At 40.7% G+C, this 13,150-nt stretch carries 9 protein-coding genes and 1 pseudogene; all 10 read left to right on the top strand.

Translation table 11 applies throughout. The annotated features are described in order from the left end of the window. The first annotated feature begins 263 nt into the window (after positions 1–263). The 10 genes and pseudogenes from AHMF7605_RS27255 (at position 264) to AHMF7605_RS27220 (ending at position 12,922) form a co-directional block, all read left to right on the top strand. Entirely contained in the window at positions 264–1,235 is a 972-nt protein-coding gene (locus AHMF7605_RS27255) for a Smr/MutS family protein (RefSeq protein ID WP_106933638.1), read from the top strand. Between the two features lie 191 nt (positions 1,236–1,426). Then, entirely contained in the window at positions 1,427–1,570 is a 144-nt protein-coding gene (locus AHMF7605_RS30695; protein WP_233219272.1) for a single-stranded DNA-binding protein, read from the top strand. Then, the gene (locus tag AHMF7605_RS27250; RefSeq protein ID WP_233219327.1) at positions 1,540–1,782 is read left to right on the top strand and encodes a single-stranded DNA-binding protein; all 243 of its coding nucleotides are present in this window, start codon (positions 1,540–1,542) and stop codon (positions 1,780–1,782) included. The genes AHMF7605_RS30695 and AHMF7605_RS27250 overlap by 31 nt, the downstream gene beginning before the upstream one ends. A 17-nt stretch (positions 1,783–1,799) precedes the next feature. Continuing rightward, the gene (locus AHMF7605_RS30305) at positions 1,800–1,970 is read left to right on the top strand and encodes a hypothetical protein (protein ID WP_199200316.1); all 171 of its coding nucleotides are present in this window, start codon (positions 1,800–1,802) and stop codon (positions 1,968–1,970) included. Positions 1,971–2,009: 39 nt separating this feature from the next. Beyond that, a pseudogene (locus AHMF7605_RS30295) lies at positions 2,010–2,864 on the top strand (tyrosine-type recombinase/integrase). Positions 2,865–3,581: 717 nt separating this feature from the next. Then, entirely contained in the window at positions 3,582–5,231 is a 1,650-nt protein-coding gene (locus tag AHMF7605_RS27240) for a thiol-activated cytolysin family protein (protein ID WP_106933090.1), read from the top strand. Between the two features lie 295 nt (positions 5,232–5,526). Beyond that, positions 5,527–5,826, top strand: coding sequence for a hypothetical protein (locus AHMF7605_RS27235; protein ID WP_106933089.1), 300 nt, complete (start codon positions 5,527–5,529; stop codon positions 5,824–5,826). A gap of 30 nt (positions 5,827–5,856) precedes the next feature. Continuing rightward, positions 5,857–6,885 carry a potassium channel family protein gene (locus tag AHMF7605_RS27230; RefSeq protein ID WP_146153686.1) on the top strand — a complete coding sequence of 343 codons (1,029 nt, stop codon included), beginning with the start codon at positions 5,857–5,859 and terminating at the stop codon, positions 6,883–6,885. Positions 6,886–7,117: 232 nt separating this feature from the next. After that, positions 7,118–8,149, top strand: a complete 1,032-nt coding sequence (locus AHMF7605_RS27225) for an alpha/beta hydrolase family protein (RefSeq protein WP_106933087.1) — start codon at positions 7,118–7,120, stop codon at positions 8,147–8,149. Between the two features lie 555 nt (positions 8,150–8,704). Then, entirely contained in the window at positions 8,705–12,922 is a 4,218-nt protein-coding gene (locus AHMF7605_RS27220) for a PKD domain-containing protein (RefSeq protein WP_106933086.1), read from the top strand. Positions 12,923–13,150: the final 228 nt, after the last annotated feature.

Raw genomic sequence — 13,150 nt, 5'->3', positions numbered from 1 at the left:
TACAAGCTTAAATGATACGTAAATAATCAAATACAGAAGCAGAAGATTAAAATAGGTAACCATCATTCATAGTTATCATTCGTAAAAAGACGCAAGAAAATTATTGGGTGCAGCAGATATCGGCAGAATTTAGTTTAGAACAGGCTGCTTGCCGGAAAATTTAAACGTTCCTGAAAGTTTAATTGATAATTAAAACGTTACCCATTTTTTTAGAAGTAAACTTCATTCCTTATTATAAATTTAGATTAAACGAATATAATACCATGAATATAGGCGACCGCGTGCGCTTGCTGCACGGCAAAGAACAAGGCATTATTACTCAATTTATTGGCGCAGATCAGGTAGAAATAGCCATTGATAATGATTTTACCATTCCGGTTTTACGCCGCGAAGTGGTAGTTATTGCCGAAGAAGAAGATACATATTTAAAAAATGCGGGCTTGGAGCAGCCTACCCAAGAACCCCGGAAAAATGAAGCCGCTCCGCTGCCGGTTACGGCCACTGCGGGTATTTACGTCGCTTTAGTGCCGCAAACCGAAGAATTACTGGCCGTAACTATTATTAATTTTTCTGACTTTGACTTACTTTTTACTTACGGCGAAGAAACCAACAACCGGTACAAAGGCATTCAAAACGATAAGCTTACGCCTAAAAACAGCAAAGTAGTAGCGCATTTGCACCTGAAAGATTTCGATAAATGGCCGGATGTGGTTATTCAGTACCTGCAACACCGGGTGAGTGGTATTACCTTGCTGGAGCCGGTGGTAAAACGCATTAAATTTAAAGCTTCCTCCTTCTATAAAAGCAAAAAAACAGCGCCGGTAGTTAAGAAAGAAGCTTATTTATTTTCGTTAGACCAGAAACCAACGGAAGTGAATCCGGATAAAATTCTGGAAAATTTAACGGAAACCGAGACGCAAAACCCGGAAGCATACCAGTTAAAAATGCCGGCGCACGAAGTAGACTTGCACATTGAAAAACTTACCGATGTGGACCCCGCCTTAATGAGCAACAGCGAAATGCTACGTACCCAACTCGCAGTCTTTCAAGATAATCTCGACCGGGCCATTGCCAGTAATATGCACGAAATTGTTTTTATTCACGGCACCGGTAACGGCGTTTTACGCAAAGAAATTCAGAAAATATTAAGTCAGCGCCGCACCCAAATAAAATACTACGAAGATGCCCGGAAAGAAAAATTTGGCTACGGCGCTACTTTAGTGCGCTTCAAGTAAGTACGCCTTTGCGGTAGATTTCTCTTGGCGATACTTACCAAAAAACGGATGCCCGCCATAAGGTGTTCTCTTATTGAGAAAGGATGAATGAAGATTAAGGTAGGTTTTGCTTTCTAATATTGCAAAAGAATAGACTAACGACGTAATAGGAGTACGGTGAAAAAATACGGTCTATAATAATGAAAAATGCCATGAGAGGATTAAACAAAGTATCGTTAATAGGAAGTTTAGGGAAAGACCCCGATTTTCAATACTTAGAAGAAAATGTAGCCGTCGCCAAAATTTCGGTTGCCACTACACCGAAATTTTTAAAGACCAAAATGGCCGGACATTAACTCAAACGGAATGGCATTCGGTAGTACTGTGGCGCGGCTTGGCCGAACTAGCCAATAAGTACCTTAGCAAAGGAAGTATGGTTTTTGTGAAAGGAAAGTTGAAGACCCGCAGCTACGAAGACAAAGAAGGCATTAAAAGATTGGTTACCGAAATTATAGCGGAGCAATTAATTACGCTGGATAAAAAGGTCGAAGACGATGAGGACAGTTAATGGACTTGCAAGAATATATGAACCAGAAAATAACCTACGAGCCGGCTACCCACAACAGCAAGGAGGTAATTTTTATCCGTTTCGATTATAGCCGGGAACTAAACGAGCGCGTTCGCAAGTTAGTGGGCGTTCATTGGAGCCGGTCGCAAAAAGCCTGGTACGTCCTGAATACCCCACATTATCGCTAGCTATTCGGCCTGGCGCCTCCTTTGGCGGGTAAAGAGGTAATGGCTCATATTCACCCCGTGAACCAGCCCGCTTTCCAAATTCTCATCGAGACCTTACAGTTGAAAGCATATAGTAGCAGCACGATTAAAACGTACCGGAATGAATTTGCGCAATTGCTTTATCTGTTAAAAGCCAACCCCGTTGATGCCTTGGATGCTACTCGCCTCAGAAGTTATTTCCTATATTGTATTAATACGCTTAAACTCTCAGAAAATACGTTACACAGCCGAATGAATGCTATAAAATTTTATTTTGAGCAGGTACTTCACCGGGAGCAACTTTTTTTTGAAATTCCCCGTCCCAAGAAGCCTTCGGTACTGCCCAAGGTTATTTCGCCGCGTGATATTAAACGTTTATTTGCCGTTACAACAAATCTGAAACATAATACAATGCTGAAACTATGCTATGGAATGGGCCTACGCGTCAGTGAGATTGTTCATTTAAAGATAACCGATATTGATAGCCAGAGTATGCGGGTCTTTATTCAGCGGGCAAAAGGAAAAAAAGATAGATACGCCAACTTACCCGACAGTATTCTGGAGCAATTAAGAACTTACTTTTTAGAGTACCGCCCCTAAAAATTTTTGTTTGAAGGGCAATACGGGCAACCGTACAGCATCCGCAGCGCGCAGCAGGTGTTTAAAGATGCATTAGCGAAGGCTAAAATTAACAAAGTGGTGGGCATCCACGGTTTGCGCCACAGTTTTGCCACGCATCTTTTAGAGAATGGAACCGACATTAAGTTTATTCAGGAGTTATTGGGGCACAACGACCTTACTACCACCTTGCGCTATACGCATGTAAGTGAGAAAAGCATTAAAAAAATTAAAAGCCCATTAGATACGATGCCGTAATCAATTGCTGAACAAAGTAACAATACAAAATGCGATACGCGCACTTTGTATTGTTACTTAAAATTTTACCGCATTCAGCCATGCAAAATGCGTGATACGTATTTTGTATTGCTGAATGCGATGGATACACATAATTTGTTGAAATATAGATGAATTACAAAAAACATTTTCACGAATGGCAAAAATAGATGGTATTTGTATATTTGTTTAAAATAGGCGAAAACCTGCGTCTATTTAAGAGTTAGTGCGCAATGGAGGCCCAAAAAGTTCAGAGAAGCAATACGAAGATGGCCACGGAGCCGATAGGCTCGGCGAGCAAGCTTTTGCGAAGATTCGCAGAAAGCCTGTCTTTCTAAGCTAATCGCTTAAAAAAGCTTGCGAAAGGTACGGAAAACGGACCATAAAGTCAAGTTTTTCGTCCGGGCGGCCAGCAAAGAGTGGCTTTTTTCCGGAATACAACGGCGGCAATCGGTCATTGCCAACCCTAATTTTCCGGGTTCTGAACTTTTCCAAAGAGGCCTCCACTGGTCAAGTTCCGCCCGCTGGCGGCACTTCGCCTAACTGTCGGTTTGGCAAAATTGGCTCGCTTTGCTCTCCAACTTCGCCAAGCCGACGGACGTTGTGCGTCATTCTAAAGGAGCCTTTACATTTCTAAGATGACAATATATTTTCTGGTACTTTATATTTTTTAATTTAGCATCTCTAAATTTTTTTAATATGCGCCAAAACTTCTGCAGACTTAGCTATTTGTTTAGCTTAATGATGCTCGTCACATCATGTTCTAACAAACTTAACTCAGACGATATAAAAAAATTAGTATCAAATATTCCGGAGCAACGTTATAAGCGACCTGAAAACAGAGAAAATATTAGTAAAACAGTAGAAAAGCGAATTACGGACAAAGGTCAATACTATAACTATAGAGAAGAAACGGTTTCTTATGAAAAGTTATTTGACGACCAATCATTACTAAATGCGGATTATTCAAGAATCTACCCTGGTTCATTAGTTACTGAAGAATCTGTTAAGCAAAGTAACTTGGCTCAAAGTAGATTAACTACTAACCCAATGCGAATTGGGATAAATATTTCACATGGTAAAACAGTTTATGTAGATAGTGTTGATTGCAATAGTCCAAGTGCAGTTACAACTGCTATGAACAAAATACTTGCAGCAAATCCTAGAGGCTACCATACGAATTTTTATTCTAAATGTGCAATATCCAACTCTTACGAAGAAACCATGTTTAAATTAAATTTAAACGCTGATTGGTTTTCAGGCAGTTTGAAATCCCAATTCCAATCAACAGATTCACGAACAACCCAAAATGTATATTTTTTACTAAAAGACGAATATTATCAAGCATTTTGTGAAAATCCCAACCCGGAGAAACTTTTTGAAAATAGGCTCAACGAAGATGATAAAAAATATTTTGATTTAACTAATCAACCACTTGTTATACGTTCAGTGAGTTATGGCCGAGTAATATTGTTGAGGTCTAGTATTTCAAATACTACTTTAGATAAAACCTTTTCTGCTGACATTGAACATGACTTTGCATTTGCTCATGCAGATGCCCATGTGTTTTTAAATAACTTGAAAAAATATGGAATTACTGATTTCGAAATTATGGCGTACGGAGGGTTTAAGGATATTAATACAGGTAAAAAGGAGACATTTGAATACTTAGATAGTTTAATTACAAAAGGGAACACACCCTCAATAGAATCCCCGGGCAATCCCATCTCATTTAGAGTTGAGACCTTAAACCATAAACCTTATTCAGTAAGGTCTGTTATTACCGATTATGTTAGAACACGCTGGAATGTTATTCCTGAAGCCGAATTTGAAATCAGGTTTAACAGCATAAAAAGCTTAACACCACCAAACATTTTATCAGACGCTGTAATTGGTACTTTCTTTATCAATGGCCATGAGCTTCGGCCTATTATGCCTAATAACATTTATTTTATGGATTACACACGTCCTCAAAATTTATCCGCTGGTTCTGCAAGTTTTGCTGCTAATAACAGCATTTTTATACGTGTCCCATTAAATGAAAAAGGGAAGTTGGACATTACACTTGCCATGACTCAGCAACCAGACAGGCAAGGAAAAGGCGATGGACCTGATATACCCGCCAGTGGTATTACTTCTTTTAAAATTTTAGAATTACTAGACCGTAACAAAAACGCAATACCTGAAAAAGTCGTTGCTTCAAATGATATTACTTTACCTATAGTTGGGAGATTGATTAATCAATATCAAGCTGATTATGACATAATTGTTGATCCTAAGAAGCAATTTAATAATCTATATGGTTTTCAAATGGCAAATTATGTAAGTCAATTAAAACCTACTAAATGATTAATAATAACTCTCAAGTTTCGTCTTGAAGAAGAACGAACGCACAACATTCGGTTTGGCAATATGGCGGGGCGACGAATATATTCTCAACTTTTTGTTCGCTATTTGGCTTCAGTTCCAGCCGACGAATAACGCTAAGCAATAGAATAAACAATGAACTTTTAGTTATAAATTTAGCAGCGGTTATGGGCTGACGTTTTTCAAATACCGCCACATCGCCAAGCCGTGTTCGTTGCCTGCAATTTTTAACGACCCCTCTACTAATTCGACAACGAAGGCGAACAGCTAAATAAAAATGAGAGAAGATTTTTTAAAACATAGAGAAGAAGAAATAAAAAAATTGTTTGACAAAGTCATAGACAATCCTTCCCCTTCGATAGAAGAACTATGGGTATTACCAGAGAGAGAGTTTTTTGAGTGGAGGCGTAAGCATGACTACCCCAAACTGATAGATTCATTTAATAAAAACAAACCAAATTTTGTAAGATGGAAAGCAGAGTATAAACTAACAGATGAAGATATAATTTTCTATGAGCTTTCCTCTTTTTTCGGACACAAGAGTTTGAAAAAGGACAAAATTTTATATCTCTTGTAACAAACTTTTGATGGGCGAAAAAGAAACTTAGTGGCACATGCAGACCTCTCAAAAAAACCAATTATGTTTCTTGAAAAAGGTGAGGCATATATTCTAAAAAAAACTTTTCTTTCGTATGCTGACTGGTGTGACAAAAACAAAGTAACGTTTGACTTATTCAATATTCAATCTCGGCAAGCTCCAAATCATCCAACGGAAAGAGTTTGGCTCGACACGGGATTTGAACTCTTAAAAATGGGAGGTATTAAACCTCCTATAAATGGCATTGGAGTATTATTTAGAGGCAAACATTTGGAATTTTGTAACCTTTCAGGATTAGTATTGGAAGATGAAATATATTTTGGCGAAGAAGGTAATTTAGAAATTTCTTTTTGCACTGTAGATTACTTAAAATGCAACAAACTTGAATTTCCAGGAATGTGGATTAGGTATTCAAACCTAAATGACGTTAACATCATTAACTCCAATATCAGCCATTGGAAATTTTGGCAATGTAATTTTGATGGTAATATTATCGACTCGAAACTTAGCATGATAAGAATATTTGGAGGTTCATTTACTCCATATATTAAGGATTCGCAATTAATTAAAGTTGACGCTAATCATAAGGGGTTAACAAACTCTAATTATAGCTACACATACAGTCTTCTAAAAAAAATATTCGATAGCCAAGGTGATGATGAAGAAGCATCCAATTATTACATTAAAGAGAAGGAGTTATCAAGAGAAAATTCAAAAGGCTGGACTTTCCTCACGAAAACCCTAAGTTATTATTATTGGAGATATGGCAACCGACCTCAAAATGTTGTTTACATATCTATATTCACAATATTGAATTGCAGCTTTATTTATTATTTATTCCCTCAAAATATTAAGCCAGTTGAAGAGACTAAGACAATTTTAGATTCGCTATATTTTAGTGTAGTCACATTTACAACATTAGGATATGGAGATTTATCTCCAATAGGTTGGATAAGATTGGTTTCATCATTAGAAGCTTTTTTTGGAGCTATCAATTTAGGATTTTTAATAGCAGGCTTTTCAAGAACCAAGTATTAGTCATAGTAAGTGCAAATAAAACTGCAGCCAACATGGGGTTTTGTGCAAGCAGGGCTTGACGTTCAAACTTCGGCTGTTTGCATCGGTGTACTTTGGTTCGGGCTGGACGGAATTCTGTTGGGCTTTTAGTTGTTAGCTTGTACTTTTATTTCTTTATTGGGCTTCAGTTCCGGGCTGGACAAACAACAATGCCCTGCCTGCACAAAGTCTTGTTCGTTACTTGCAATCAAATATGAAACATTTATTATTGAGTTTATTGTTTCTTTCTGCTCTACGACTAAATGCCCAGCCAATACAACCGATAGATTACGGCTTAAAAGCCTTTTCGCTGACGGATAGTAAATTAGGAGTAATCAGTTTCTATGTCGATACAACCGGCATTGCTAAAAAAGCGCCGTTATTCATCGATATAAATGGCAGCGGCGGGTTGCCACTGTCTATCTACGTTAAAGGCAACGGCTTTGAAGCCACAGCAAACACCTTTACGACGGATATTTTAGCTAATACAAAGGATAAATACCACTATGTTATTTTAGATAAACCCGGAACACCATTCTGCGATACAGTCACTACAACTAAAAGCGCAAATGTATACGACGTACATGAAGTTCTGTACAACTATAAGTTTTCTGACGAGTACACAAAACGATTGAGTTTACAATGGCGGGTTGAGGCCACAAAAAAGGTTATTTCTTACCTGATCAAAAATAAATATTGGGACAAAACAAAGATCGTTGCGTACGGCTATTCCGAGGGCGGGCAAGTAGTTCCTACGCTGGCCGTTGAAGACAAGCGCGTCACGCATATCGCTTCGGTTGTTGGCAGTGGGCTTAATCAGTTTTTTGACGGCATGATGGGTTGGCGTATCAAAGCTGCAAAAGGAGAAATAACCCAACAAGAAGCACAAGACAGCATTGACGCAGGTTTAAAAAACGTTGCCGATGTCTATAAAACTCCCAATGCAACGGACAAAGAGATCGGCGGACACTCCTATAAAAGATGGGCAAGTTTCTGTTCGGTAGTTCCATTTGAACAGTTGCGCCGATTAACCATCCCCATTTACATGGTTGCCGCCACTGCTGACGACAGTTCTCCAATTTACGGTTTGGATTACGTGCGACTTGAGTTTTTAAGATTGGGAAAGACAAATCTAACGTTTGAAAGTTGCGTCGGTTGTAATCACTACTTGTCAAGCATAGAGGATGGGAAACAAGTGTCGCATGATTACCTGCCTAAGATATTGGATTGGGTTGACAGAAACTAACCGCATACCACATGGGGTTTGCTGCTATGGCAGGGCGACGAACAAGCCGTCAGCTAAGTGCAGGCATCAGCAGTAGTTCCGGGCGGGACGTTATAAAATCTCCCACCTGCCGCAATACCTGTTCGATAGCGGTAATAATACGACGACACAACCGAAACATACTATAATCGCAGAAAGGGCAACTAACTTGAAAACATGTCCGAACGGCCAGTTAACATTATCTCAACTCTAAATTTACCCTACTTTTTTGGCCTTATTTCTCCTTTAAAATTGTAACTGGCACCGGAGAATTTAATTTATCTTTCGCGGACATAATGACTCGAAGATAAATTTATTTACTGCTTAAATAACGCATTATGAACAACTTACCAGATTCAAAGTGGTGTATTCAAAATGAATTCGCACCTTTTATACACTTTCTGTTGTTGAAGGCAGTATAAACCTCCAAAAAACTTTACCCCAGTACAGTAACCTTCTCCAAGCTTTGTTATTAATAGTATAAATAATCCTACAACTACTAACTTGCAGCTTTTCAGAAACTATTAACCTGATTGTATGAAAAAAAAGTTTATCCCTCGATCTTTCCTGGTACTAACACTTTGTATTAAATGCTGGGCGATTTTGTTTTTTTATTTCTTTACTAGCCAAACGCAAGCCGCTGCTTTAAACTTTCATCCTGCTGAAAATACCCGGAGCGGGTACGTTGGCTACGGCAAGATAAAACCGGTATTTGCCGGTGAACAAATAAGTAGTTTCACTTTAATTAATTCGGCTACCAAAGCTACTATTCAAACGCTTACCAGCGGCAGCACGGTTAATTTAGCTACCCTACCTACCCAAAATTTAAATATCCGGGCAAATACCAGTCCCGCAATTGTAGGGAGTGTTGTTTTTGCCTTAAGCGGCACCCAAAGCCGTAATCAAACCGAAACGAAGGCGCCTTATGATTTATTTGGTGATAATTTATCCTGGACTCCAGCAGTAGGGAGCTATAGTTTGGTAGCTACCCCCTATTCCGGGGCGGCTGGCGCGGGTACCCAGGGAACGGCTAACACCATAACCTTTACGGTTGTTAATAGCACGAATGCCGCCAATAAAGCTCCAGTGGCAAATGCTGGCCCGGATAAAGCAATTACTTTGCCCCTAAACGAAGTAACTTTAATTGGTTCCGGCACGGACACCGATGGAACTATCAGTAGCTATACCTGGAAACAGGTAAGTGGTCCGAGTACGGCTACCTTTAGCAGTAAAACCGTAGCTTCGCCAACTATCAGCCATTTATTCGCCGGCAAATACCAATTTACTCTTACCGTAAAAGACGATAAAAACCTTTCCAGTAGTCAGGATTACGTAACGGTCAACGTAAATCCGCAATTAGAAGTAAAAGTCAATTTTCAAGACCAATCTACTGTTCCCCCAACGGGTTGGTTCGCAGATTTTGGTCAGGCATTTGGCCTACGCAATAGCCCCAACCAAGGTACCGGAAATCAATATGGCTGGAAAAACCGGGCCGACAACAATTTATTAGATTTAGTTAGCAATGGCCGTAATCGAAATACTCCTTCGGATGTAACCTTAGCCACTTTAATGCACATGCAAGCCGATGACGTAGTGGGTGCATTTAGCGGGATTAAAGCGGAAGGTTACTGGGAAATGAAGGTAGCTAATGGCATTTACGATGTCACGGTTGCGGCCGGTGATGCGGGTGTTTACTCGCTACCGGAAAAACATGCTTTAAATGTAGAAGGACGGCAGGCCATTAAAGCGTTTATCCCCACCGGTCCGGCCGGCGCTAGTACGCGGTTTAAATCGGCTAAAGTACAAGTCGCGGTTACCGATGGATTATTGACCATTGATGCCGACGGCGGATTTAATACCAAAATTAATTCGGCGCAGATTGTTCCGGTTACCAATGGACCTTTTGCGTTTTGGTCCGTGAATGAGCAAGTAATAACTATTGAAAAAGGCAATACCAGCAGCAATAAAACTTTCTCTTTAGACCTGAGTAACTCCAATAATAAAAACAATGTGCCGTATACTCTTTCCGCGGTATACGGAGCGGGGGCCACTGATTGGTTAAGCTTTAATCCGAACCATACCGGGGCCGAACCAAACGTTATTTTTGATTATTCCCAGGCGGAAGATTTGCCGGTTGGCACTTACGAGGCCACCGTGAAGGCAGAGGCAAATGGGTACGGCACCGCTAGTGTTACCATTCAGCTGGCGGTAACCGCTCCTCACCCTTACGTTATTTCTTCTACTCCGGCCGATAGCGCTACTAACGTGAATGTAAATACTTCCAGTATTGCGGCAAATAATCTTTTTGTGCCGGAAGTAGAGGGATACCAGGGCGGAGTAGACAACAGCACCATTACCAGCAGCACCGTTCTCTTACTCAAGGTAGTTGGTTCTACCACCACTCAAATTCAAGGAGTAGTGCAAGGTACCGGTGGCGGCGACGCCATCAGCTTTTCGCCTACCTTTGCCCTGGAAGCCAATACCACGTATAAGTTTATGGTTACCGCTGGGGTTAAATCGCTTAGCGGCGCTTCTTTTATTCCGTACACCGCTATTTTTACCACTGGGGCCGCCATAGAACCAACCGATCCTATCTCGGTAGAATTTACCAAGGTTCCCATTCCGGGTACTCAGAACAAAAAATATTCTTCATTAACCATTGGTCCGGACGGTAAGTTTTATGCTTTATTATTAAACGGGAATATCGAACGGTATGCCATTAATCACCTGGATGGTAGCCTTACCTTTGAAGTTAATATAAACACCTTACTAGGTAAATATGGCGATCGTTCGGCAATTGGGTTAGTGTTTGACCCTGCTTCTACCGCGGCTAACCTGATTGCTTACGTGTCGCATTGTTCTTCTGGTTTAGCGGCCGCTCCGGAATTCGACGGTAAAATTTCAAAATTAAGCGGAAGTAATTTAGCAACGGAACAATTACTGGTAACCAACCTGCCCCGCTCGGCGAAAGACCACCTGGTGAATAGTTTAGTTTTTGGCCCGGATGGTGCGCTTTACATTTCGCAAGGCAGTAACAGTTCGATGGGTTCCTATGATGGTTCCTGGCAGCGTACCGAAAGTTTATTATCGGCGGCGGTGTTGCGTTTAGACTTAGTTAAACTAGGCAGCTCTACTTTAGACGCTAAAACTACTTCAAACCAAAATCTAATCAATACGGCTACCGCCAGTCAATTGCGTCTTAGCGACGACTCCTATAATCCTTATGCCAGCAATGCGCCGCTTACCATTTATGCTTCCGGGGTCCGGAATGCTTACGATCTGGTATGGCACAGTAACGGCCAGTTATATGCGCCCGCAAATGGCTCGGCGGCGGGTGGTAACACACCTGTATCGGTGGCAGGTACTCGCCGTCCCGATGGTAATTTTTACAATGGTCCGGCCATAGCGGCTACTTCAGGAGTTAAAGTACAAAACGATTGGTTATTCCGCATCAATCCTTTAAAAGGAGTTGGTTACTTTGGTCACCCCAATCCTTTCCGGGGCGAATACGTGGCCAACCGGGGCTACTCGGATAATCCGAAATACCCCAGTTCTATGGAAGCGGATGATAATTATCGGGGAGCCGCCTTTAACTTTGAGTTAAACCGCTCTCCTAATGGCGCTATCGAATACAAGAGCAATGCTTTTAACGGGGCTTTAAAGGGCAAAATACTGGTATGTCGCTTTAGCGGCGGCGGGGATATTATTGTCTTACAACCGGGTTCATTAGTAAAAGGTAGCGCAGAAACCGATTACAACATTCGGAATTCGTACACGGGAGCCGGGACTACCGGCTTAGTAGGAATGTCGGGTTTTATTAATCCGTTGGATATTGTGGAAGACGTGCAAACCGGTAATTTATACGTGATTGAGTTTAACTGGAACAACATTCCGGACAGAACCGCCCAGATTACCTTATTACGCGTGAGCAGCATTTCCGATGAGGAAGGTTTTGCCACCGCTTTCCCCGAAAAAATTACTGCTACCGAAGTAGTAGGAGCCAATAAACCGGCGGCTCAAAAAGTTAATTCCATTACCCAAGCCATTACAGCTAAAAAAGAGAAGGATAAAGACAAAGATAAAAACGATCCCGAATTGCCCGATTATTCTAAAGTAACCCAGCACGCCGTAACTATTTCGAATACGGGTCGGGGTAATTTAAAATTAAAAAGTTTAGCTATAATTGGCGACAATGCCCGCGAGTTTGTAATGACCGGTCAACCAGATGCCAAACCAAATAAAATTATAAAAATTCGAAAAAACAGTTCGGTTACGTTTAATGTGGCTTTTTTCCCGGCCACGGCGGGACTAAAAAAGGCTAAACTGGAAGCGGCTGGTCAAAAAAGAAAGAAAGATCAGGTGGTATCCGTTGAGCTGGTTGGGCTAGGTATTACCTACGAAGGTACCGACACAGCTACCATTCAATCGGTAGAAGCTACGGCCAAAAAAGAAGTAACGAAAGTTGTTCAAAAGCTGACCGACAAAGAACCAGTGTTGAAAGTTTATCCTAATCCCAATACCGTAGGATCAAAAATATACGCTGACCTGACTGGCTTTAGCAAACAAGAATCCGTTACCCTTACCGTGTACGATTCCTTTGGTCAGGTTTACCAGGCTAAAACAATAACCGCAGATGCGCAAGGAGCCACTTCGGTAGAGTTACCCGTAACCAAAGCCATGAAGCCCGGCATTTATATTATTAAAGCCAATGGTTCTTCCGGCGAAAAGCAAACTAAAGTTATCGTAGAAAACTAAGCGGTAACGATTTAGGTATAGCAAAGGGGAACGAGTATATCGTTCCCCTTTTTGTTGTGAAAGCAACAAGATTTGATTCATTCTGGTAAAATCGGCTATCCAATTAAATACTTTTAAATAATTCCTATTTCTTTTAGCTCTTTTGTGTACTAGGTAAACCAATAACTGGTAATTTAACTTATCTGGGTAAAAAGCTGTTAAGGATAACCGAGATCCGTTTTCTAAACT

Origin of the sequence: Adhaeribacter arboris (genome assembly GCF_003023845.1) — a bacterium.
GTDB classification, from domain to species: Bacteria; Bacteroidota; Bacteroidia; order Cytophagales; family Hymenobacteraceae; genus Adhaeribacter; species Adhaeribacter arboris.
Note: the sequence above shows the minus strand (reverse complement) of the source record. Positions and strands in the feature narration are given on the sequence as shown.

Bases quoted from the DNA above. Each gene is read 5' to 3' on its own strand.
- AHMF7605_RS27255 (WP_106933638.1), top strand. From the start codon at position 264: ATGAATATAGGCGACCGCGTGCGCTTGCTGCACGGCAAAGAACAAGGC.
- AHMF7605_RS30695 (WP_233219272.1), top strand. From the start codon at position 1,427: ATGAGAGGATTAAACAAAGTATCGTTAATAGGAAGTTTAGGGAAAGAC.
- AHMF7605_RS30305 (WP_199200316.1), top strand. From the start codon at position 1,800: ATGAACCAGAAAATAACCTACGAGCCGGCTACCCACAACAGCAAGGAG.
- AHMF7605_RS27240 (WP_106933090.1), top strand. From the start codon at position 3,582: ATGCGCCAAAACTTCTGCAGACTTAGCTATTTGTTTAGCTTAATGATG.
- AHMF7605_RS27235 (WP_106933089.1), top strand. From the start codon at position 5,527: ATGAGAGAAGATTTTTTAAAACATAGAGAAGAAGAAATAAAAAAATTG.
- AHMF7605_RS27225 (WP_106933087.1), top strand. From the start codon at position 7,118: ATGAAACATTTATTATTGAGTTTATTGTTTCTTTCTGCTCTACGACTA.
- AHMF7605_RS27220 (WP_106933086.1), top strand. From the start codon at position 8,705: ATGAAAAAAAAGTTTATCCCTCGATCTTTCCTGGTACTAACACTTTGT.